Origin of the sequence: Vibrio sp. V04_P4A5T148, assembly GCF_963875605.1 — a bacterium.
Lineage (GTDB): Bacteria > Pseudomonadota > Gammaproteobacteria > Enterobacterales > Vibrionaceae > Vibrio > Vibrio anguillarum.
In genome coordinates, this window is the sequence record NZ_CAWNMS010000036.1 from 96,247 (window position 1) to 120,307 (window position 24,061).

At 43.9% G+C, this 24,061-nt stretch carries 21 protein-coding genes; 3 read left to right on the forward strand and 18 right to left on the reverse strand.

Features of this window, described 5'->3' with window-relative positions; all coding sequences use genetic code 11:
- Nucleotides 1-74: 74 nt before the first annotated feature.
- Complete coding sequence (htpX, locus tag AACT18_RS07465; RefSeq protein WP_013857168.1) at nt 75-938, reverse strand: protease HtpX; 864 nt, start codon at nt 936-938, stop codon at nt 75-77.
- Nucleotides 939-1,244: 306 nt separating this feature from the next.
- Between htpX and AACT18_RS07470 the strand changes: the two genes are divergently transcribed.
- Nucleotides 1,245-1,412 carry a hypothetical protein gene (locus AACT18_RS07470; RefSeq protein WP_017041998.1) on the forward strand — a complete coding sequence of 56 codons (168 nt, stop codon included), beginning with the start codon at nt 1,245-1,247 and terminating at the stop codon, nt 1,410-1,412.
- A gap of 104 nt (nt 1,413-1,516) precedes the next feature.
- Here the strand turns inward: AACT18_RS07470 and AACT18_RS07475 are convergent, their stop codons facing one another.
- Both AACT18_RS07475 and lrp read right to left on the reverse strand, forming a co-directional pair.
- Complete coding sequence (locus AACT18_RS07475; RefSeq protein WP_094124562.1) at nt 1,517-4,411, reverse strand: DNA translocase FtsK; 2,895 nt, start codon at nt 4,409-4,411, stop codon at nt 1,517-1,519.
- Nucleotides 4,412-4,598: 187 nt separating this feature from the next.
- Complete coding sequence (lrp, locus tag AACT18_RS07480; RefSeq protein WP_010317439.1) at nt 4,599-5,093, reverse strand: leucine-responsive transcriptional regulator Lrp; 495 nt, start codon at nt 5,091-5,093, stop codon at nt 4,599-4,601.
- Nucleotides 5,094-5,249: 156 nt separating this feature from the next.
- Between lrp and ald the strand changes: the two genes are divergently transcribed.
- Entirely contained in the window at nt 5,250-6,374 is a 1,125-nt protein-coding gene (gene ald, locus AACT18_RS07485) for an alanine dehydrogenase (RefSeq protein WP_017041996.1), read from the forward strand.
- Nucleotides 6,375-6,433: 59 nt separating this feature from the next.
- On the opposite strand, the gene AACT18_RS07490 is transcribed toward ald, so the two are convergent.
- Together AACT18_RS07490 and cysB are read right to left on the reverse strand one after the other, a co-directional pair.
- Nucleotides 6,434-7,630, reverse strand: coding sequence for a methyltransferase (locus tag AACT18_RS07490; RefSeq protein ID WP_094125397.1), 1,197 nt, complete (start codon nt 7,628-7,630; stop codon nt 6,434-6,436).
- A 79-nt stretch (nt 7,631-7,709) separates the two neighbouring features.
- A complete protein-coding gene (gene cysB / locus AACT18_RS07495; RefSeq protein WP_010317444.1) occupies nt 7,710-8,684 on the reverse strand; it encodes an HTH-type transcriptional regulator CysB in 975 nt (324 codons plus the stop codon).
- Between the two features lie 299 nt (nt 8,685-8,983).
- Between cysB and AACT18_RS07500 the strand changes: the two genes are divergently transcribed.
- Nucleotides 8,984-9,748, forward strand: a complete 765-nt coding sequence (locus AACT18_RS07500) for a hypothetical protein (RefSeq protein ID WP_013857174.1) — start codon at nt 8,984-8,986, stop codon at nt 9,746-9,748.
- An 80-nt stretch (nt 9,749-9,828) separates the two neighbouring features.
- Here AACT18_RS07500 and pyrF read toward each other — a convergent pair whose 3' ends face one another.
- From pyrF to tig, 13 genes are all read right to left on the reverse strand, one after another.
- Entirely contained in the window at nt 9,829-10,524 is a 696-nt protein-coding gene (gene pyrF, locus AACT18_RS07505) for an orotidine-5'-phosphate decarboxylase (protein WP_094125587.1), read from the reverse strand.
- A gap of 87 nt (nt 10,525-10,611) precedes the next feature.
- On the reverse strand, nt 10,612-11,781 hold the full coding sequence (lapB, locus tag AACT18_RS07510) for a lipopolysaccharide assembly protein LapB (protein WP_026028046.1): 1,170 nt from the start codon (nt 11,779-11,781) through the stop codon (nt 10,612-10,614).
- A gap of 19 nt (nt 11,782-11,800) precedes the next feature.
- Nucleotides 11,801-12,076: a LapA family protein gene (locus AACT18_RS07515; protein WP_017044598.1), complete on the reverse strand. Its 276-nt coding sequence runs from the start codon at nt 12,074-12,076 to the stop codon at nt 11,801-11,803.
- Nucleotides 12,077-12,217: 141 nt separating this feature from the next.
- Nucleotides 12,218-12,502, reverse strand: coding sequence for an integration host factor subunit beta (ihfB, locus tag AACT18_RS07520; protein WP_010317449.1), 285 nt, complete (start codon nt 12,500-12,502; stop codon nt 12,218-12,220).
- Between the two features lie 76 nt (nt 12,503-12,578).
- Complete coding sequence (gene rpsA / locus AACT18_RS07525; RefSeq protein ID WP_013857179.1) at nt 12,579-14,249, reverse strand: 30S ribosomal protein S1; 1,671 nt, start codon at nt 14,247-14,249, stop codon at nt 12,579-12,581.
- Between the two features lie 103 nt (nt 14,250-14,352).
- Nucleotides 14,353-15,033 carry a (d)CMP kinase gene (gene cmk, locus AACT18_RS07530; protein ID WP_094125588.1) on the reverse strand — a complete coding sequence of 227 codons (681 nt, stop codon included), beginning with the start codon at nt 15,031-15,033 and terminating at the stop codon, nt 14,353-14,355.
- A gap of 163 nt (nt 15,034-15,196) precedes the next feature.
- Nucleotides 15,197-15,496: a ComEA family DNA-binding protein gene (locus tag AACT18_RS07535; protein WP_017044597.1), complete on the reverse strand. Its 300-nt coding sequence runs from the start codon at nt 15,494-15,496 to the stop codon at nt 15,197-15,199.
- Between the two features lie 136 nt (nt 15,497-15,632).
- Nucleotides 15,633-17,492: a peptidylprolyl isomerase gene (gene ppiD / locus AACT18_RS07540; protein WP_094125589.1), complete on the reverse strand. Its 1,860-nt coding sequence runs from the start codon at nt 17,490-17,492 to the stop codon at nt 15,633-15,635.
- A 158-nt stretch (nt 17,493-17,650) separates the two neighbouring features.
- Nucleotides 17,651-17,923, reverse strand: coding sequence for an HU family DNA-binding protein (locus tag AACT18_RS07545; RefSeq protein ID WP_026027116.1), 273 nt, complete (start codon nt 17,921-17,923; stop codon nt 17,651-17,653).
- 195 nt (nt 17,924-18,118) lie between these two features.
- Nucleotides 18,119-20,470, reverse strand: coding sequence for an endopeptidase La (lon, locus tag AACT18_RS07550; protein WP_013857184.1), 2,352 nt, complete (start codon nt 20,468-20,470; stop codon nt 18,119-18,121).
- Between the two features lie 120 nt (nt 20,471-20,590).
- Nucleotides 20,591-21,871 (reverse strand): ATP-dependent protease ATP-binding subunit ClpX, encoded by a 1,281-nt coding sequence (gene clpX / locus AACT18_RS07555; protein WP_013857185.1) that lies wholly within the window; start codon nt 21,869-21,871, stop codon nt 20,591-20,593.
- Between the two features lie 83 nt (nt 21,872-21,954).
- Complete coding sequence (gene clpP / locus AACT18_RS07560) at nt 21,955-22,581, reverse strand: ATP-dependent Clp endopeptidase proteolytic subunit ClpP (protein ID WP_010317461.1); 627 nt, start codon at nt 22,579-22,581, stop codon at nt 21,955-21,957.
- A 105-nt stretch (nt 22,582-22,686) separates the two neighbouring features.
- The gene (gene tig, locus AACT18_RS07565) at nt 22,687-23,988 is read right to left on the reverse strand and encodes a trigger factor (protein ID WP_013857186.1); all 1,302 of its coding nucleotides are present in this window, start codon (nt 23,986-23,988) and stop codon (nt 22,687-22,689) included.
- Nucleotides 23,989-24,061 lie beyond the last annotated feature (73 nt).

Sequence of the window (24,061 nt, forward strand, 5' to 3'; positions counted from 1 at the left end):
CTAAAATTCCAATAGTTACGACGATCAAAAAGGCCAGCATAATTCGCTGGCCTTCTCTTTTTAGTTAGCTTAGATTAACTATTGCGCAAAGCGGCGATGCGTTTATCAAGCGGTGGGTGACTCATCAATAATTCCGTCATTGAACGTTTACCGTTGATACCAAACGCCATCATAGAACCTTCTAATTGAGATTCTTGCCCCATTTTTAAACGCTCTAACGCCGCAATCATCTTGTGTTTACCCACAAGCTTTGCTGCACCTGCGTCGGCGTGGAATTCGCGATGACGGCTATACCACATCGTAATAAAGCTCGCGAGGAAGCCAAATACCAATTCCAGCACCATAGAGATGCCAAAATAAACCATCATATTGCTACCGCCACCCTCTTCTGAATCTCGAGACGACACGATGTTTGCGATAAAGCGCGATAAGAAAATAACGAAGGTGTTAACCACTCCTTGCATTAAAGTCATCGTAACCATATCGCCATTGGCAATGTGGCTCACTTCATGCGCCAATACCGCTTCGGCCTCGTCACGCGTCATGCTGTGTAATAGCCCCGTTGAAACAGCGACGAGAGAATCATCACGTTTAGCGCCTGTTGCAAAAGCGTTGATGTCCGGCGAATCATAAATTGCTACCGTTGGCATACCAATACCCGCTTGCTGAGCTTGACGACGCACCGTTTGCACTAGCCAATGCTCAGTTTCGTTACGTGGACTTTCAATCACCATTCCACCTACCGAGCGCAGAGCCATGCTCTTTGACATCAATAATGAAATAAATGAGCCGCCAAAACCAAACAACGCGGCCATGACGAGCAAGCCAGATAAACTGCCCGGCTGCATCCCCGTCACAGCATAAACAATATTTAATACAAGGCTAAGAACCAGAACCACCGCAAGGTTGGTTGCTAGAAATAACATGACTCGCTTCATTACTTATCTCCGAATGAAAAGCTTATTATGAGTGTAGGCTGCAAGCGACGCTAGCATGAACCTACACAATTTTTCATATACATATAGTCTAAGATTTGAAAAACAAGGTTAAGCGATAAATTGAAACATTTAATGTCTGACGCCGAGTTTTCTAAAATCTGTTATTGAACAGCAAGATGGTTAACCTACCCTTACAGCACGTGATGGGCAATTGAACTCATAAGACTTTGGTCGTATTGAGAGTCCCAGCTAAAGTGATTACATTGCATGGGAAACAGACATTTTCGACGGACAAAGGACAGCATAATGGCTGAAACGAGCAACTATCAAATGGCGATTGATTTACTGTGTTGCCACTTAGGTCTCTCTGAAGATGAAGCTAAACAACAATTGGGAATTGGCAGCACACCATCCGCGCAGCAACAAATATCTGACACGCAACAAGCACTGATGGGGCTGATGCAAGAAAAATAGCCGTTAGCAAGGCTGGCGAGAGTTTATGCTAGCTAAATTGAAACAGCGCCGCTCATGGCATCATGGGTGGCGCTGTTTGTTTGTGTTGCCTACAATGACCGTGATTAATCTCGCGGCGGCGCTGGCGATAGTACTTCGCGATTACCATTATGGCCGGGAGCGCTCACAATACCTTGTGCTTCCAGCTGCTCTACAATTCTTGCAGCGCGGTTGTAACCGATTTTAAATCGGCGTTGCACTCCTGAAACTGAACCTCGACGCGTTTCCACTACATGTTCAACCACTTGATCAAATAGCGGATCCACTTCTTCATCACTTTCCATCTTCTCACCGGGTAGCAAGGCTTCTGGTCCTTGGTCACCATAAGTGATCTCTTCTATGTAGTTCGGCTTACCGCGTGCTTTCCAGTTGTTTACCACCGCATGCACATCTTCATCCGAGGCAAACGCACCGTGAACCCGGATCGTGTGGCTAGAACCCGGTGGTAGATAGAGCATATCGCCCATACCGAGCAGTGATTCCGCACCACTTTGGTCCAAAATAGTTCTTGAGTCGGTTTTAGTCGAAACGGTAAACGCAACGCGGGTCGGAATATTCGCTTTGATTAAACCGGTGATCACATCAACCGATGGACGCTGAGTGGCCAAAATAAGGTGAATACCCGCAGCTCGAGCCTTTTGTGCCAAACGCGCGATCAACTCTTCTACTTTTTTACCCACCACCATCATCAGATCAGCAAATTCATCAACAACCACGACAATGTAAGGCAGTTTTTCCAGCAGTGGCGGTTCACTCTCCATACTGTCCCCTTCTCTCCACAAAGGATCGTGGATGGGGTGGCCAGCAGCAGCAGCCATTTTTAGCTTATCATTGAAGCCTTTGATGTTACGCACACCAAGCACAGACATTAATTTATAACGACGTTCCATTTCACCCACACACCAACGTAAAGCATTTGATGCGTCTTTCATGTCAGTCACGACTTCAGCTAACAGGTGAGGAATACCCTCGTAGATCGATAGCTCTAACATTTTCGGGTCAATCATAATAAAGCGAACGTCTTCTGGGCTCGCTTTATAAAGCATGCTGAGGATCATCACGTTGACCCCAACCGACTTACCTGAGCCTGTAGTACCAGCCACCAACACGTGCGGCATTTTGGCTAAATCCGCGACCAATGCTTCGCCTGCAATGTCTTGCCCTAAAACGATGGTCGTGGGTGATTTCGCTTCTTGGAATTGACGGCTTTTTATAACATCTGACAAATAGACGGTTTGACGACTCATGTTTGGCAGTTCAAGACCAACATAAGGTTTACCAGGGATCACTTCAACCACCCTCACCGCCATTGCCGATAAAGAACGCGCCAAATCCATCGATAGGCTAGAAATACGGCTCACTTTTACGCCTGGAGCTAAATCTAATTCAAAACGAGTGATAACCGGCCCCGGAAAGATATCAACCACTTGCGCTTGGATTTTGTAATCCGCGAGTTTAGATTCAACCAAACGAGCAACCTCCTCTAATGCATCTCGGTCAATAAAGTGTTCACGCTTTTCTGGGTGATACAGAAGCTCTAACGTCGGTAGTGGCTCCGTCGGTTTAGGCAGGTTAGTTTCTTTTTGCATTAAAAATGGATTTTGCTTGGCCGCCATATTGGCCTGAGCCGAAGACACCATGTTCTGAAAAGCCGTCACATCACTGTCTTGCTGGCCTAACGGTGGCTCGTCATCTTCTGACATCACATCAAGATCAGCAGCCAACGCTTGATCTGATTCATCTTCATCCAGCACATCTAAATTGGAAATAACCGGTTCAACACGCGACACTTCAAGATCAACTTCTGTCATCGTAAGCGACGGATCGCTTACCTCTTCGTCCTCTGCCCATGCATATTGCTGAGCTTCTTGACTGGCATCGAGGTCGGCACTGGCTAATGCTTGATGCTCATTATGCTCATTAGCTCTTTCATCTACCCAGTCTGCCGATGAAAGAGCAAGGTCATCCTCTTCCAACGCAACAGATTCTAACTCTTCAATCGTTGCACTAAGTTGCTTGCTGCGATCAAATGGCGCTTCATCTGAGTGAGTGTCACTGAATTCAGGGGAAGTGTTAGCCTGAGTTTTGGCCGCTGGCATGTGAATATTAAAACGTCTTGGCGAGTGAGTCTGTTCCAGCTCTTCTTCAACCTCTACCGCAGTCGTGTATTGCTCGGCCCCAAACGCATCGAGGGCTGATTTGACATATTCTTCATTTGGCGAACTAGACTCAACAACGGCTAAGTCTGCGGATGATGATTCAAGCGGCGACAATTCCATTTGCGACAAAACGGGCGCAATATCTTCATCTTTCTCACCACGTAATCGATTGATCAACGCAACGCCAAGAGAAATACTCATCGTGCCTAACCATTCCACGATGCTTAGCCAGGAGATACCCGTTAGCAGCGTAAAACCAGCGCCCCATAAAAAGAGCAATACTAAGGTTGAGCCTAGTAAATTAAGCGTTGGCAGCGCCAAACTGGTTAAGACATCCCCAATCACACCACCAGATGAAAAATACCAAATATCGTCAAAGTTGATATCCGCAAGGCCACAACTGGTCAAAATCAAGATGGTTAAGCCGAGTAAACGCGTTCCCCACAGCACAAAATCAAGGGGTTCATTCTCTTCTCTTTTACGCAGAAAAACCCATGCTAGCACAGTAATCATGAGCGGTATTGGGTAGGCCAGCGATCCAAAAATAAAGAACAAGGTATCGGCAATCCATGCGCCAATAATACCGCCTGCATTTTCAATATCGCCTCCCCACGCGGTTTGCGACCATGAAGGATCGGCGGGACTAAATGTTAATAAAGCGATGGAAAGAAGCACAGAGGCAAGCACAGCGACAATAAGCCCGCACTCTTTCAGACGTTGCGATCCATTGAGGCGTGAAGACTGAGGCTCTTCGCTGGTCTTAATAATGGTCTCAACTTTATTTTGGTTCTCTTTGAACATAAACCTAGATTCTGATTAACGCCAACACTCAAGGTTTATTGCGGCTTGATGCGTTGGTTTGGGTGAAAACAGTCCGAGCGGCAAAAGCCGCTCGGTTTGTTGTGTGATTTAACCACATCAAGGTTAAAAACCCAATTGGCGAACGTCAGAATGTGGAAAGAAGTACCACTATTCAGACAATCTGGCGTTATCGAGTTTTGATAACCAACTGGTTACTTTGCTTCACTTCTTCCATCACAACATAAGTGCGAGTGTCATTGACTCCGGGCAAACGCAATAGCGTATCACCCAACAATTTACGATACGCCCCCATGTCAGAGACTCGAGTTTTGAGAAGATAGTCAAAATCACCCGAAACAAGATGGCATTCTTGAATGTCATCCAGTTTTTGAACCGCAGTATTAAACTGTTCAAACACATCAGGTGCACCGCGATTCAATGTAATTTCCACAAATACCAACAGCGAAGCATCAAGATATTGTGGATTCAACAACGCGGTATAACCGGTAATGAAACCTTGACGCTCTAAACGACGTACACGCTCTAAACAGGGGGTTGGAGATAAACCCACTCGTTTTGATAATTCTACATTCGAAATACGACCATCTTTCTGCAATTCATTCAAAATATTGCGATCGATACGGTCTAAATCCTTGGACGGCCTTTTATAGTTGTCTGCCATTTTTTATTCCACCTTATTACTTCCTTGCAAAAATATATACTACAACTTTTTAATATTCAGTATCAAATTTTACACATTCACATCTATACTAGTCACAAATTCGAAACAACAACCCTACATATAGTTATAACAACCAAAAAAACCTAAGGAGTCAGGATGATCATTGGAGTTCCTAAAGAAATCAAAAACCACGAATATCGTGTGGGCATGATTCCCGCAAGCGTGCGCGAACTTGTCTCACACGGTCACCAAGTTTATGTTGAAACAAATGCCGGTTCCGGCATCGGCTTTTCAGACGATGATTACATCGCTGTAGGCGCATCCATTCTTCCTACTGCTTCTAACATTTTTGCGAAAGCAGAAATGATTGTTAAGGTCAAAGAACCTCAGGCTGCTGAACGAGCAATGCTCCGCGAAGGCCAAATTTTATTTACCTATTTACATCTAGCTCCAGATTTTCCACAAACTGAGGAGCTAATCAAGAGCAAAGCTGTCTGTATAGCCTACGAGACTGTAACAGATAATATGGGTCGCTTGCCACTATTAGCACCAATGTCTGAAGTCGCTGGTCGAATGTCTATTCAATCAGGTGCGCAGTGTTTAGAAAAATCACACGCGGGCTGTGGTTTGTTACTGGGTGGTGTACCCGGAGTCGCACCAGCAAAAGTGGTGGTGATTGGTGGTGGTGTAGTCGGTGCTAACGCAGCCAGAATTGCTGTCGGAATGCGTGCTGATGTGACGATTCTCGACCGAAGTGTTGATATGCTGCGTAAACTCGATGAAGAGTTCCAAGGTCACGCTAAAGTCGTGTATTCAACAAAGGATGCGATTGAAAAATACGTCCTCGAAGCCGATTTAGTAATAGGCGCAGTACTGATCCCCGGAGCAGCAGCTCCTAAACTCGTAACTAAAGATCTGATTTCTAGAATGAAACCTGGCTCTGCGGTCGTTGATGTGGCAATTGACCAAGGCGGCTGCTTTGAAACCTCACATGCTACCACTCATGATGACCCGACCTATATCGTTGATGACGTCGTTCATTACTGCGTCGCAAACATGCCAGGCGCTGTGGCTCGCACATCAACTTTCGCCTTGAATAACGCTACGTTGCCTTACATTGTTAAACTGGCCAATAAAGGTTATCAACGTGCATTATTAGAGGATAAAGGATTCCTAGAAGGTTTAAACGTGATACACGGTAAAGTCACCTGTAAAGAGGTCGCCGAGAGTTTCAACCTTGAATATCTTGACCCATCTGAAGCTATCGCTCTGTTTAACTAACGATAACAATTTGCGGTAAAGCTCTCAATTCTTAGCCAAGTGCGTCATGCGCTTGGCTTTCATTTTTTATAAGCGTGAACCAATATATTGCGTGGCGTTACTTTCCTAGCGCAAAACTGCTCAATCTGCACCTCATAGCCTTGTTCTTGAAGATAAAGTGCCTTATCCAATACCAACCAAAGCTCAATCATGCGGCGAAATGCCTGTTGCACTAAGCCTATCCTTTCCATCTGCCAAAAACGCTGCTCGCCTTTACGTTCATAAGCAGGCCAATCCACTTCTGGTAATGCGATGCCTTTTTGTGCCGCCGCCCAATAACAAAAAGCTAAAAATCCTTCGGCTAGTTGTGATTTTTTGAGGCTCGGAATTGGGCAATATTGATGATGCTCAAGCTCAGATCTTAGCAACAAATCAAAACCCAAACGAAACGTCATTTCTTGCAAACGATGACGGCGAACCCGCTCTCCCCCCGTAACGGTTTCTTGTAGCGGAATACGCAGCTCTTCTTTGGACAAGGCAAGAGAAGAAGTACGACCGTAGCTGGACATGGGTTGGTAGCTATCGGCTTTGATTAAATGGTAGCAACATGGTGAAAACGTAATCGCAGGCAAGCGATGAGCAACAGAATATTCGAGTAGGCGAACATGGAGATCACCACAGGCATGTAAAGCGACGGCATGCTGATTGGTATTGAAAACGCCAAACGCTTGCGGCTCAAAAGCGTCCCCTTGAATAAATTGCATCGGAAGATCATGTTCATCGGCGCAAGCTTGTCCTGCATGACAGAGCTGCGACTGATATTCAAAACTAGTGACTTTTTGTTTTGACTGCGCTGCGATAATTCGACCTAAAAAGCCTTTACCCGCGCACCACTCTAGCCATTCCGTTCCTGAATGCCTAGAGAGGAGTGATTCGCTCATTAAACGAATTTGTTCTAGCTTTCTGCCAGGGATCCCCTGCTCTAAGTAAGGGCTGAGTGCTTGCTGAGTATTACGAGGGGCATCTTGAAGCCTAATCATGATATCCGCTTCTTTTAACCCCTCGATATACGGATGAAGTTGCTCAATGAGCGCTTGCGGCGATGACTTTAAGCTATCGATACTGTCCAAAGATAGCGTTTGCAACCACTGATCCAGCCTATGGTCTGAATGTTTCCAAGGTGAACTGTCTAAGCCACTATGATGAAAGGGCTCAAATCGCCAAAAACGTTGATTTTCAATTAAAAAAGCATCGATATGTTTGAAAAGCGCGCGCATACATCCCCCCTAGAAAGGCCAATTCTAGGAGGTGATGGTTTAATTAGGAAGTGTTTCGTTTTAAATGATCAAAATTTGCTTAACGAACTGGCAATTCAATGTCTTTAAACATCTCTTCTATTTCGATATTCGATTTTAACGAGGTAGCCCGTTCGACGACAGGGCGAGTAAGATGAGGCGCGAAACGTTCCATAAAGTCAAACATATAAGAGCGCAGGAATGTGCCTCGGCGAAACCCAATGCTAGTCGTGCTCGCACCAAAAAGATGGCTGGCATCAATCGCGATAAGATCGGTGTCGCGTGATTTATCTATCGCCATACTTGCGATAACACCCACCCCAATTCCCATTCGGACATAAGTTTTTATCACATCCGCATCGGTGGCGGTGAAGACAACTCGCGGCGTTAACCCTACGCGATTAAATGCAGTGTCTAACTCTGAACGACCAGTAAAACCAAACACGTAAGTGACCAATGGATACGCGGCTAAATCCTCAATCGTTACCCGTTCTTTTTTTGCAAGAGCATGATCTTTAGGCACAACAATAGAACGGTTCCAATGATAACAAGGTAGCATGATGGCATCTTGGTACAGATGAAGCGCTTCTGTTGCTATCGCAAAATTAGCGGTGCCTTTTGCAACCGCTTCCGACATCTGACTTGGAGTACCTTGGTGCATGTGTAACGACACTTTCGGATAACGCGCAGTGAATCCTTTGATTACATCAGGTAACGCGTAGCGAGCTTGTGTATGAGTCGTTGAAATATTCAGCGTACCCATCTCAGGGTGCGTATGCTCCCCTGCCACGGCCTTAATGCTTTCCACACGTGAAAGGATCTCTTGTGAGATACGAATAATATCTTCACCTGCACCCGTGACTTGTGTCAGGTGCTTACCGCTACGCTCAAAAATTTGAATACCCAATTCATCTTCGAGTAAACGAACCTGTTTACTAATGCCTGGCTGAGAGGTATAAAGGCTTTCTGCAGTTGCTGAGACATTCAGGTTGTGATTAACCACTTCAACAATATATTTTAACTGCTGTAACTTCATTATTGGCCCCGTAATCCATTATCAAAGATCCAGATCTTTCAATCATAGTTTATAATTATTAGTTATAACGCTTAACACTCTCAATTCAAAGCTTGATGATTCAAGAGCGAAGAAAAAAGTAAGTATTTTGCGTAGCTGACTAAATTTTTGCCAACTATCGCCCAATCTAAGCAATAAAAGGCAGTTTTTAGGGGTTAAAACAGGAATAATAAAAATAGTCAATTTGAAGGTGTAGTGATAACTAAGGATCGTGTATTCTTAATTGCTAGCCACTGAATTCTAATAAAGATACGGATTATATGAATATAGGTTTAATCATTGCTCTTGTAGCAGTTTTGCTGGTGTTAGTCCTTGGCTATAACATCATGCTTCAATACAAAGTAAAGGTCGAGTCAGCTAAAAAGCAGGAGTCGACTCGATATATCGCCATTATTGATGCGACAGAAGACCTTATCGGCAACGCACACCACATGCCGTTTAGTAAAGAACTCTTAGTGTGTTTAAATACCCGTATCCTTGATGCCCTACTTAGTATGTATGAGCTTGACCCGAAAAATAAACAGTTGGCACAACGCATTGAGCATATGAAAGGACAAATTAAGCATTTACAAGAAAACCACCCAGGTGGTGACAGTACAACGTTTAAAGTACCCACCAGCGATAAACAAGCTTTGATTATGCTTAAACTAGTGAAACGTTTAAGAGACACGATTCGTAGTGAGCACAATAAAGGACGTTTTGAAACACAATCTTACGTCGCTGAAAATGCGCGTCTAGAAACAATACAAATTCGAATCAACATTGAGAATGTCGTTAAGCGGGCAAATGATTCGATCGTTCGTGGGCAACCCGGAACTGCGATTCAGCTATTGCGTAAAGGGATCGATGTTCTTAGCTCAAAAAATGATGCTTATTCCAATCAAGCTCGTGAAAAACTTCAGTCAATGTATGATGACTTAGAAAAACGACGCCAAACAAAAAGTGCAACGGATCTTCAACAAATTGAAGATAACGAGAGAAATAGTGATATGGAAGCACTGTTTGGTGAAAAGAAAAAATGGTAGCCCATTATTTTTGCTTAGGAAGTATTTTTAAGGTCGCATAAGCGACCTTTTTCATACAACAACGTAAAGAAAACATTAATTTAAATTAACGTATCATTTATCGCTTTTAGGACTTCATCCGGTCTTGTTGCCTGAGTAATTGGGCGACCGATGACTAGATAATCTGAACCAGCTTTTATGGCCTCACTCGGAGTCATAATACGTCTTTGGTCTCCTGTTGCAGAACCAATAGGACGAATCCCTGGCGTAACTAATTTAAACTCTTGACCAAGATGGCTCTTAAGCATGTGCGCTTCTTGAGCTGAGCATACCACTCCATCTAACCCTGCATTTTGAGTTAGGCTAGCCAGACGCATTACATGCTCTTTAGGAGCAACATCGATGCCAATGCCACGAAGATCAGCTTGTTCCATACTGGTTAGTACTGTGACAGCAATAAGTAGTGGTCTATCGTTACCATAAGGTTCAAGAATCTGGCGAGACGCCGACATCATTCTCTCCCCGCCACTGGCATGAACATTCACCATCCATACGCCAAGCTCAGCCGCCGCACGTACGGCTTTAGAGCACGTGTTGGGAATATCATGAAACTTTAGGTCTAAGAATACCGAAAAACCTCTTTTGTGTAGCTCACGCACAAAATCGGGACCAAACAGGGTAAACATCTCCTTACCCACTTTTAATCGACAGCTGTTGGGGTCAATTTTATCAACAAAAGCTAACGCTTCCGCTTGTTGCTCATAATCCAACGCGACAATTACTCTCTGGTCTTTCATTTTCACTCCTAAAATAATTAAGCTAAAAAAATGCAGCTTTCATAAGCTGCAGTTTCCGAGTCGATCAGTAACTCCAATACATGAACTCTATTCACCATCCAAACCACGGATAGGTTTAATTGAACCCCAATTCTTACATGATGGGCAGTGCCAGTAGAGAGAATGGGTTGAGAAACCACACTTTCTGCATCGGTAGTGAGGTTTTACTTTTAGTTGCTCACCTACCAATTTTTGCAAGGTCGACAAGCTCTCTTTCGCTCGACCTTCCTCCGCTTCGATGAGATGGTAGTCAATTAAACGGTAGAAGCCCTTCATAGTCGGATTTTTAACCAATTGCCGTGTCAAAAGTTCCTGCGCAGCTCCAGCACCATCATGTTGTGCCACCAACTGTGCGAGCATCAGTTCAGCTGACACTCCAGCTTCATTGATAATGCACTCGCGTAAAAACTCAACAAGTTCACCCTCTTTCCCAATATGGTGATAGCACTCAGCAAGCGTAGGCAATACCTCGCCGATAAAATCAATGTCCTGCTCCAAGACCATTTGCATATACTGGATTGTATGACGGTAGTCATCATTTTCAAGATACAGCTTACCTAAAGAGATCGTTGCGCGTACACACTTCGGATCTTCAGACAGCGCTTTTTTAAGATATTGAATCGCTTTGCTATCGCGTCCTTCAGCCTTCTCTTGCATTGCAAGTTCACACCAAAAATGGGCTATAACACTGTGCATCCTTTTTCTGCCTAATTTGACCAACGCATAAGCGTAATCGATAGCTTTATGCCACTCTCGAGTCTGTTGGTAAATAGAAACCAATTGTTGCAACGCCGCTTCTTTGTGTTCAGGCTCTTCAATCAGTTGTTCAAATATTTTTTCAGCGCGGTCGAGAAAGCCTGCCACCATATAATCTTTTGCCAATTGTTGTAAGGCGAGATTTTTTTGGTCAATAGTAAGACTTGAACGAGATATGAGATTTTGATGGATGCGGATAGCACGATCAACCTCTCCTCTTGAACGGAATAAGTTGCCCAGCGCTAAGTGGGTATCAATCGTTTCATTGTCTACTTGGAGTAGCTCGATAAAATGGTCAACGGCCTTATCTGATTGATCAGAAAGCAGTAAGTTAAGACCCGTCACATACTGACGAGAAATTTGGTGAGAGTGTTTCTGCTTGTCTTGCTGAGCACTACGATTTCCCATATACCAGCCGTAGGCGGCGGCAATCGGTAATAGCAAGAAGAGAATTTCTAACATCAAGTCAGCCTTTATTTCACTACGCTTTACTTGTTACAGAGCTGTTCTCTGCTGTTTGCTTTTTCAGTTGCTTATTCAACTTTCTAACTTGCAACTGAGACTTGAAGTAGAAGCTACTACCAAGCAAACAAGCAAGTAAAAAACCAGAGACAAAGACAGTGCCAAGTAAAGTAGACAGGTGAAATTCGCCTTGAGCGATCAAATAGTTAAACGTCACAACTGCTTGATTTTGAGCCCCTAATGCTAAAGCAATCAAAAAAAGTGCAAGAATTAGAACGATTTTTATAATTTTCATATGCCACTACCTATCCAGTATTGATCTGGTCTGATTATGCAGGAAAATGGCCTTACAAACCATGTCTATTATGGATTCCTTTCTTAAAAAAACGGCATACTTAAACTGTATGCCGTTTTTTAGAATACTCTCTAAATCGCTTTAGATATTCTCATTAACTCGCTCACGTAACTCTTTACCTGGCTTGAAATGAGGGACGAATTTGCCATCCAACACCACTTTATCACCGGTTTTAGGATTACGACCTACTCTAGGCTCACGATAGTGCAAAGAGAAACTACCAAATCCGCGAATTTCGATTCGCTCTCCGCTTTCTAAAGTTGATGCCATATGTTCAAGAATATCTTTCACAGCGTCTTCAATTTCTTTAGCAGATAGGTGCGTTTTCTCAGCACAGAGTCTTTCTATCAATTCAGACTTAGTCATAGTTTCCCTCATTACTTATCAAAGTAGGCACTAACTGAAAAAAAAGGAGCCTTACGGCCCCTTTTAGCGAGTTAGATTATTCGCCTTTAGCAGCCTTGAATGCATCAGCCATAGCATTACCAAACGCACCTTCATCAGCTTTGTTCAGAGTAGCCATTGCTTCTTGCTCATCAGCTTCATCTTTAGCTTTGATAGATAGGTTGATTACGCGGTTTTTACGGTCTACACCAGTAAATTTCGCTTCAACGCTGTCACCAACGCTTAGGACTAGAGACGCATCTTCAATACGGTCACGAGATGCTTCAGAAGCACGGATGTAACCTTCAACGCCGTCTACAAGTTCAATTGTAGCACCTTTCGCGTCAACTGCAGTAACAGTACCGTTAACTAGAGTACCTTTTTTGTTATCAGCAACATATGCGTTGAACGGGTCGTTTTCCATTTGCTTAACGCCAAGAGAAATACGCTCACGCTCTGCATCTACTGCTAGAACAACTGCAGAGATTTCATCGCCTTTCTTGTAATCACGTACCGCTTCTTCTCCAGGAACGTTCCAAGAGATGTCAGATAGGTGAACTAGACCGTCGATGCCGCCGTCTAGACCGATGAAGATACCGAAGTCAGTGATAGACTTGATCTTACCAGTAACTTTGTCGCCTTTAGCTTGCGCTTCAGCGAATGACTGCCATGGATTAGCTTTACACTGTTTAAGACCTAGAGAGATACGACGACGCTCTTCGTCGATATCAAGAACCATAACCTCAACTTCGTCGCCAACATTAACAACTTTAGATGGGTGGATGTTCTTGTTAGTCCAATCCATTTCAGAAACGTGTACTAGACCTTCAACGCCTTCTTCGATTTCAACGAAGCAGCCGTAGTCAGTTAGATTTGTTACACGGCCAGATAGTTTATGACCTTCTGGGTAACGCTTAGCGATAGCTACCCATGGATCTTCGCCAAGTTGCTTAAGACCTAGTGATACGCGAGTACGATCACGATCAAACTTAAGAACTTTAACTAGGATTTCGTCACCAACGTTAACGATTTCTGATGGGTGTTTAACGCGTTTCCAAGCCATATCTGTGATATGTAGAAGACCATCAACACCACCAAGGTCAACGAATGCGCCGTAGTCAGTAAGGTTCTTAACGATACCTTTAACTTCAGTGCCTTCTTGTAGAGTTTCAAGAAGTTCGTCACGTTCAACGCTGCTTTCTGATTCGATAACAGCACGACGAGAAACAACAACGTTGTTACGTTTCTGGTCTAGTTTGATAACTTTGAACTCTAGCTCTTTGTTTTCTAGGTGAGTAGTGTCACGGATAGGACGCACGTCAACAAGAGAGCCTGGAAGGAAAGCACGGATACCGTTTAGTTCAACAGTGAAGCCACCTTTAACTTTACCATTGATAATACCAATAACAGTTTCAGCTTCTTCGTAAGCTTTCTCAAGAACGATCCAAGCTTCATGACGCTTAGCTTTCTCACGAGAAAGTTGAGTTTCACCGAAACCATCTTCAACAGCGTCTAGAGCAACGTCTACTTCAGAACCAACTTCAACTTCAAGTTCGCCAGCAGCGTTCTTGAACTGTTCAGCAGGGATAGCAGACTCAGACTTAAGACCAGCGTCAACAAGAACGAAACCATTCTCGATAGCGACTACAGTACCTTTAACGATTGTACCTTGTTGAAATTGTGTTTCGTTTAAAAACTCTTCAAAGAGTTGAGCAAAAGATTCAGTCATTTATTTAATCTTCAATAATTAAACTTCCATGGGTATCCTACCGCATGGGGTTATTAAATTCGCCAGTCATCATCCTTGCGACCGACGCTCTTACCTAGCAGAACTACTCTGCCAGCTTAGATTCTACATATTGTAATGCTTCTTCTACAACTTCGTCGATAGACATTGAGGTTGAGTCAAGCAATAGCGCATCCTCTGCAGGGCGTAATGGGGCCACTGGGCGGTTACGATCTCGGTCGTCACGCTCTTGGATCTCGCTTAAAAGGGCGTCAAATTTAACATCTAGCCCTTTGAGTTGCAACTGCTTAAAGCGACGTTGGGCTCGCTCTTGCGCACTGGCATCGAGGAATATTTTCACTTCTGCTTGAGGAAACACAACTGTGCCCATATCACGTCCATCAGCAACCAGTCCCTGCCCTTTCGCAAAGGCTCGTTGGCGACGTAATAATGCCTCACGAACTCTAGGCAATGCCGCTACTTTTGATGCCGCCATTCCTGTCTCTTCTTTGCGCAATTCTTTCGATACGTCCTCACCTTCAAGAATCACTCTAACCAAGTCGTCTTCTGCGATAAATTGGACATCTAAATGTGTCGCCAGAGGAACAAGCGCTTCTTCCGACTCCGTATCCACACCGTGGTGAATCGCCGCCAATGCAAGAACGCGGTAAATAGCTCCAGAATCGAGCAAATGAAAGCCTAATTTCTTAGCCAACAACATACAAAGAGTGCCTTTACCTGCACCACTTGGTCCATCTACGGTAATTACCGGAGTGTGAGAGGACATGATTTACTCCACTTAGTTTTTATGCGGCTTGCTTGCTCGCTTTTGTCGGCGACAAATTATAGTGCTTATCCGTTACAGGCGCTAGGAAGGAATGGTGATATGACTGAAATTTCACAGTGATACAAGCGTCGCTTTTAGGGGGCGACGCTTTTGATAGAGACTTTTATAAAATGATACGCTCAGCGTTTTGCCTGACAGTAGCGGCACCAATGCCTTTCACCAAGCTCAGATCTTCTTTGGTTTTAAAATCGCCATTTTGTTGACGATATTCAACAATCGCTTGTGCTTTTTTAAGTCCAATACCTTTCAACAAAGTAGCAATTTCCTCAGCGGAAGCCTGATTTATATTAACCGTAATTTCAATGCCTTGGTGCGTTTCTACCACCTTTTCTTCTGCTAATGTCGGTGAAAGAGGCAATACGATACTTAGAAGTAACAACCCGAGTTTTGTTTTCAATTTCATATGAACATTTCCTTGTTTATTAATGGGTACCAATATTAATTGAGCTTGGAAATGAGAGGGAATCAAAAAGGTAGAAATTGAAATGGGCTGCATAAGCAGCCCATTTTGAGTTTCATATCAATTACATTACTAGCCTTTATTGGCTCACAACATAATATTCAATGTCTGTATTTTTACGCAAAGTTGTAAGTATCGCAGCCAAATCACGTTGGCTACCGATGCGCTCTAACTGAGCCGTAATTTGATCGTTGTACTGAGGTGTGACTTTAGCCTCAACCTTATGTAGTTCAACAAGAACAATATCACCGTTCATTGCTTTCGCTTGACCGTAAACCACACTATCTGTAGCGGGTTTAGGGAGAGAAAACACCGTACTCGCCAATGGAGAGCTACGATCAATCATTTCCAACTCAGCAAATTTTAACCCACGCTGTTCCAATAAGGATTGGTCACCTTGCTTTAGGGTATCAATCAATTTTGTGGCTAACTCAATCGCTTGTTGTTCGCCTTTGACTTTAGAAAGCTGAGTAACCACTTGCTCTTTCACTTCAGCCAAAGGAAGAACTATTTGTTCCCGAGCATCATCAACACGAACAACGATAACATGTTCTGGGGCAACTTCTAATACCTCAGAATTGAGCCTATCTTCTTTTACCTCTGGGCTTAGAAGAGCTTGAAGAACAGCTGGATTTTTAAGAATTTCAGGCGCATCTTGCTGAGAAATAAAATCGGTTTTCTGAATCTTAGCTGAGATAGCGTTTGCTGCTTCATCCAGAGAGTCAGGTGATTCAAATGCCACTTTTTCTAGCTTAGTCTGCAACTCATAAAACTGATCTGCGGCCTTTTGGTCTACCATTTCAGCTTTGATTTCAGAGGCAACCTGTGCGTAGGGCTGTGCGATAGGGGCTTTAACATCATCAAGACGGATAATGTGATAGCCAAATTCAGATTTGACCAACCCTGTGATATCCCCTATCTGTTCGATAGCAAAGGCTGCTTGTTCAAAAGCTGGGTCCATCACATCATGTTCAATCCAACCTAGCGAACCACCCTCTTCTGCGCTTCCTACGTCTTCTGATTTTTCTTTCGCTAAAGTCGCGAAATCAGCGCCAGCATTCAGTTCATCGAGAATTGCCTGTGCTTTAGTTTTATCATCACCTTGAACCAAAATATGGCTTACTTTACGTTGTGCTTGAGTGGAGTATTTGTCTAAATGCTCTTGGTAGTACTGCTCGGCCTGTTCATCAGACACTACAATTTGGTCTTTCAATTGTTGGGCAGAAAGCTCGATATAAGCCACTTTAACCTGCTCTGGACGGGTATAGCGCTCTGCATTTTGTTGATAATATTGAGTAATTTCTTCATCACTCAACTCAACATTTTTAGCAAAGTCGCTGAGTGACAATGTGAGCGCACGGATATCACGGGTTTGAGAGATCAGTTCACTTTGCTGATTAACCTCACCCTGCAACGTAAATTCACTACCTTGGATAGCACTAAGTAACTGGTTACGGATAAGATCACGACGTAGATATTCTGCAAAGCTTTCAGCAGAGAAACCTGCACGGCGAAGAGCCGCTTGATAGATTTCTTGGTCAAACTTACCGCCTGTCTGGAATTGAGGCATGTCTAAAATCATTTTACGAACCTGATCATCGCTCACTCGTAAACCTAGTGATTGTGCATGCTGCTCCAACAATAAATCGTTAACCATACGATCAAGCACTGACTTACGAAATGACTCGACATACTGAGGATCAGCGAGCAAGTTAGCAAAATAATCCCCTAATTGGGATTGCATGCGATTGCGCTCGTTCTGGTACGCTTGTTCAAATTCACCACGGCCAATCTCACTATTGCCAACTTTAGCCGCAGCATTACTGCCACCGCTGACCAAGTAGCTACCGACACCTGCGAATACGAATGATAAGATAATCATTCCTAGAATAATTTTCACCGCGATGCTGTTCACGCCTTCGCGTAATCGATCCATCATAATCTAACTGCTCTCCGGATAAGAAGCTTCACACTTCAGCCTAAAAATTGAATAGCGCGATAATATCAGAAAAAGAAATGCGCATCAGTAGGATGCGCATAATTTCAAAAGGTTCGAATTAATTTTGCGCTTAAGCCGCAAAAAAATAACGATTTTGATTAGTTGCAAGCGTCTTTAAGCGCTTTGCCTGCTTTGAAAGCAGGTACTTTTGCTTCTGCGATTTGGATCTCTTCACCCGTTTTAGGGTTACGACCCGTGCGCGCTGCACGAGTGCGAACGCTAAATGTACCAAAGCCAACAAGCGCTACTTGATCGCCAGATTGAAGAGTGCCACTAACGGCTTCGATGAATGCATCAAGAGCACGGCCTGCCGATGCTTTAGAGATGTCAGCGTTTTCTGCGATTTTTTCTACTAATTGTGTTTTATTCACTGTGATTCCCCTTTGCGTCACCCATTATTATTTTTTAACGGTGACTTTTCGTTCCATTAAGTTCCCAAACTAGCTTGAAGCCTTATTACATCTGGGCTGCAAGCTATAGGGGCTTACGTTAGCGCCCAAAAAAAACGCTGACAAGCCTTTTTAAGCCTATCAGCGTGATCTTTTACTTATTTTTGCTGCACATCACTATTTTTTAGCTTCAAATTCAACCCCAGAAGGGTCTCGTTCAAGTGCGATCTTCAAAACTTCATCAATCCATTGAACGGGAATGACTTTTAGATCAGCAATCACATTTGCAGGGATCTCTTCCAAATCACGCTCATTCTCTTTTGGGATCAATACGGTGGTGATACCACCACGATGTGCTGCGAGCAGTTTTTCTTTCAAACCGCCGATAGGTAATACTTCACCACGCAACGTTATCTCACCCGTCATCGCGACTTCCGCTTTCACAGGATTACCCGTCAAGCTAGAGACAAGCGCCGTACACATAGCAATACCCGCGCTTGGGCCATCTTTTGGTGTTGCGCCTTCTGGCACGTGAACGTGAATGTCACGCTTTTCATAGAAATCAGCGTTAATCCCTAATTTCTCGGCGCGTGCGCGAACCACCGTCATCGCAGCTTGAATGGATTCTTGCATCACCTCGCCTAGAGAACCAGTTTGCGTCAACTTACCTTTGCCAGGCATTGATTCGGTTTCAATAGTCAGCAAATCACCGCCTACTTCTGTCCATGCTAAACCCGTAACTTGGCCAATTTGGTTACTGTCGTCGGCTTTGCCAAAATCACAACGTTGCACACCTAGAAACTCTTTTAAATTCTCTTGGTTGGCTACCACGGTTTTTATGTCTTTATTCAACAAGATTTTCTTCACCGCTTTACGGCAAATTTTTGAAATCTCTCGCTCTAAGCTTCGTACGCCCGCCTCACGTGTGTAATAACGGATAATACCAATGATGGCTGAATCTTCGATAACAATTTCATGAGGCTTCAAACCATTCCGCTCAACTTGCTTAGTCACTAGATGGCGTTTAGCAATATTCAGCTTTTCGTCTTCTGTATATCCGGAAAGGCGGATAACTTCCATACGGTCAAGCAGCGGACCTGGGATGTTCATTGAGTTTGATGTCGCAACAAACATGACATCAGACAAGTCATAGTCCACTTCTAAATAGTGATCGTTAAAGGTGCTATTTTGTTCAGGATCAAGCACCTCCAACAATGCGGAAGATGGGTCACCACGCATATCTGAAGACATTTTGTCGATTTCATCAAGCAGGAACAGTGGGTTTTTCACGCCAACTTTCGCCATTTTTTGAATCAACTTACCCGGAAGAGAACCGATGTAAGTACGGCGGTGACCACGAATTTCTGCTTCATCACGCACTCCACCTAACGCCATACGGGTATATTGTCGACCTGTTGCCGCCGCTATCGAGCGGCCAAGAGACGTTTTACCAACGCCCGGGGGACCAACAAGACACAAAATTGGCCCTTTCAGCTTGTTGATACGACTTTGTACCGCGAGATATTCTAAAATACGCTCTTTGACACGATCTAAACCGTAGTGATCGGCATTTAAAATCTCTTCAGCTTTTGCCAAATCTTTCTTAACTTTTGAACGTTTTGCCCAAGGAACATTGACCATCCAATCAATATAGCTACGCACAACGGTTGCTTCTGCAGACATTGGAGACATCATCTTTAATTTCTGCAGCTCTTGTTCCGTTTTTTGGCGCGCTTCCTGCGGCATTTTGGAATCGTCAATCTTCTTCTTCAGCATTTCAAATTCATCAGGTGCGTCATCCATCTCACCTAATTCTTTCTGAATCGCTTTCATCTGCTCGTTGAGGTAATACTCACGCTGAGATTTTTCCATCTGCTTTTTAACGCGACCACGAATGCGTTTTTCAACCTGTAATAGATCGATCTCCGCTTCCATTTGTCCCATTAAAAATTCCAAACGTTCACTGACATCAACAATTTCGAGAACTTTTTGTTTTTCAATCAATTTCAATGGCATGTGAGCGGCGATGGTATCAGCCAAACGCGCTGCTTCATCAATCCCATTTAACGACGTTAATACTTCAGGCGGGATTTTCTTATTGAGTTTGATAAAACCATCAAATTGGTTGATTGCGCTGCGAACGACGACTTCCTGCTCTTTATCATCCAACTCAGGAGTGACAAGATACTGCGCTTCTGCGGAGAAAAATTCACGCTCGATGAAGCGATCAATTTTCGCTCGCTGTTGGCCTTCAACCAACACTTTCACGGTACCGTCAGGTAATTTCAGAAGTTGTAAAATCGTTGCAACTGTCCCGACTTCAAAAAGATCTTCAATTTTCGGTTCGTCGGTTTCCGCTTGCTTTTGTGCCACAAGTAACACTTGCTTGTTGTTATCCATCGCCGCTTCAAGGCATTGGATGGATTTTTCTCTGCCAACAAACAAAGGAATGACCATGTGAGGATAAACCACCACGTCACGTAGAGGTAGTACGGGGATCTCGATACGCTCGGAACGTTCCAAGTTCATATTATTCTCTCTTCCGCTTCAACTGATTACCGAGTATATGGGGGCTAACTCACTGGATTCAATAACAGAATAAAAAAAAGGAGGTATTTGCTACCTCCTTAAAATATTTCTGATTGAGATTTACTCTGCGCCAGCCGCTTGGCTCTCATTTCCGCTGTAAATTAGTAGCGGTTGTGATTCACCATTAATGACTGATTCATCGATAACCACTTTGCTGACATCGTTTACCGATGGCAGTTCATACATGGTTTCGAGTAGTACACCTTCCAATATAGAGCGTAAACCACGTGCGCCCGTTTTGCGGTTCATTGCTTTTTTTGCAATGGCGCGCAATGCGTCTTCACGAAACTCTAGGTCAACGTTCTCTAACTCAAACAAGGCTGCGTACTGTTTCGTCAGCGCGTTTTTCGGCTCACACAAGATTTGAATCAGAGCTTCTTCATCCAGCTCTGTCAAGGTAGCCGTTACGGGAAGACGACCGATAAATTCAGGGATCAACCCATATTTTACCAAATCTTCAGGCTCTACTTGATTGAACAACTCACCGATAGTTTTGGTTTCATCTTTAGAGCGAACTTCCGCACCAAAGCCAATACCTGAACCTGTCGCAACACGTTGTTCAATCACTTTATCTAGGCCCGCAAATGCACCACCACAGATAAAGAGGATTTTGGATGTGTCTACCTGTAAAAACTCTTGTTGTGGATGCTTACGGCCACCTTGCGGCGGAACTGAAGCTATAGTGCCTTCCACCAATTTCAACAGCGCTTGCTGAACCCCTTCACCTGAGACATCTCGTGTAATTGAAGGATTTTCTGCTTTACGAGAAATCTTATCAATTTCATCGATGTAGACGATACCACGTTCCGCTTTTGCAACGTCATAATCACATTTTTGCAGCAGCTTTTGGATGATGTTTTCAACATCTTCGCCGACATAACCTGCTTCAGTTAATGTGGTGGCGTCTGCCATTGTGAAAGGTACGTCTAGGAAGCGAGCTAATGTTTCTGCAAGCAGTGTTTTACCACTACCTGTTGGGCCAATAAGAAGAATATTACTCTTACCTAACTCAACCCCATCGCTCGTTTTATCACCGTTTCGTAAACGCTTGTAGTGATTATATACGGCCACTGCGAGCACTTTTTTTGCATGTTCCTGGCCAATCACATAGTCATCAAGATGTTCACGGATCTTATGCGGCGTAGGTAACGCCTCAGATTCCTTTTTTGGCAGAACATCCTTAATCTCTTCACGAATGATGTCGTTACATAAATCAACGCATTCATCACAGATGTAAACAGAAGGACCGGCGATCAGCTTGCGAACTTCGTGCTGGCTTTTGCCACAGAAAGAGCAATACAACAGTTTACTACTACCGCTCTCTTTGCTTTTGTCTGTCATTCGCTAACCTCTTAGCCTTTACTTTTAATCGTCTGAGTGTAACTCAAATTACGCCAAAATGCGTTAAACAATTCTGAGAACTGTTATTCGCCACGGTGACGCAAGACTGCATCGACTAAACCGTATTCCACAGCTTGGTCAGCAGACATAAAGTTATCACGGTCGGTATCACGCTCGATAACTTCAAGCGGTTGGCCTGTATGCTCAGCAAGCAATTTGTTGAGTTTTTGCTTGATGGTAAGGATCTCTTGAGCATGGATCTGGATATCCGAAGCTTGGCCTTGGAAACCACCTAACGGCTGATGAATCATCACGCGTGAGTTAGGTAACACATAACGTTTCCCCGGAGCGCCACCAGCCAATAGGAATGCTCCCATTGAACAAGCTTGGCCCATACAAACAGTGCTAACATTCGGCTTGATGAACTGCATGGTGTCATAAATTGACATACCAGCAGTCACACTACCTCCTGGCGAGTTGATGTAGAGGAAAATATCTTTATCAGGGTTTTCCGATTCTAAAAACAACAGCTGCGCTACAACAAGGTTAGCCATGTGATCTTCAACTTGACCCGTTAAGAAAATCACTCGTTCTTTGAGTAGGCGAGAATAAATATCGTATGAGCGCTCACCGCGGGAAGTCTGCTCAACCACCATGGGTACTAGCGCGTCAAAAATTGGCGACATTGCGTTTTTTTCTTGGTAGCTCATATTGTTATGTCCCTAAAATAAATGGCCCGAATGATGGGTATCACACGGACCATTGTTAGCAGAATAGTTAACCTGTAGTCAACCACCTACGCTACATATTGCTTATTAAGCAGGTTGCTGGTTCATTAGCTCATTGAAGCTAACAGCCTTTTCAGAAACCTGTGCTTTAGCAATGATCGCGTCGATTGCTTGCTCTTCTAGAGCAAGGTTACGCATGTTGTTCATCATTTGCTGATTTTGAGAATAGTATGCCATTACTTCAGCTGGATCTTCGTACGCTGTTGCCATCTCTTCGATCAATGCTTTCACTTTATCTTCGTCAGCTTTTAGCTCTTCAGACTTGATCACTTCACCAAGAAGTAGGCCAACCACTACGCGACGTTTTGCTTGTTCTTCGAACAATTCACGTGGTAGTTGAGCGGCCGCTTCTGGGTTACCGCCAAAACGTTGTGCAGCTTGTTGACGCAGTACGTCGATCTCTTGATCGATCAGTGCAGAAGGAACATTGATATCGTTCTCTTTGACTAGACCTTCAATCGCTTGCTCTTTAATGCGGTTTTTTACTGCTTGCTTAAGTTCACGTTCCATATTCTTGCGAACTTCAGCTTTCAGCGCTTCAACGCCACCTTCAGCGACACCGAATTTGGCAACGAACTCGTCGTTTAACTCTGGTAATTCACGCACTTCAACTTTGTTGATTTTAATTGCGAATTTCGCCGCTTTACCTTTTAGATTTTCCGCGTGGTAATCTTCAGGGAAGTTAACGTCGATTTCAAATTCCATACCTTTGGTTTTGCCAACGATACCGTCTTCAAAACCAGGGATCATGCGACCTGCACCCATTTCTAGAGGGAAGTTTTCAGCTTTACCGCCTTCAAACTCAACGCCATCAATAGAACCAACGAAATCGATCGTCGCGCGCGAACCCGCTTCCGCAGCTGCGTCTACTTCTTTCCACGTTGCTTGTTGCTTGCGTAACGTTTCTAGCATCTCAGCAACGTCTTCTTCCTTCACTTCAACCGCTGGTTTTTCAACAGTGATGTTTTCTAGACCTTTTAACTCAACTTCTGGATATACTTCAAAAGTTGCATTGAAAACAAGGTCTTGGCCTTCTTCGATAGAAACTGGTGCGAATGTTGGTGCGCCTGCTGGGTTGATTTTCTCTTTTACGATAGCTTCAATGAAGTGGCGTTGCATCACTTCGCCCATGACGTCTTGACGTACCGCTTTACCGTACATTTGCGCAACCATTTTCAAAGGCACTTTGCCTTTGCGGAAACCATCGAAACGACGATTCTTAGCGATATTGCGTAGTTCTTTTGTAACTGCATCTTCGATGTTAGCAGCAGGAACAGTAATATTCAGACGGCGCTCTAGGCCTTCTAGCGTTTCAACAGTAACTTGCATTATTTATAAACCTCAAAACTGGCCCAGTATTTCTGAGCAATATGAGCCGCAACTTAGGCGATGCCTTGTGCTT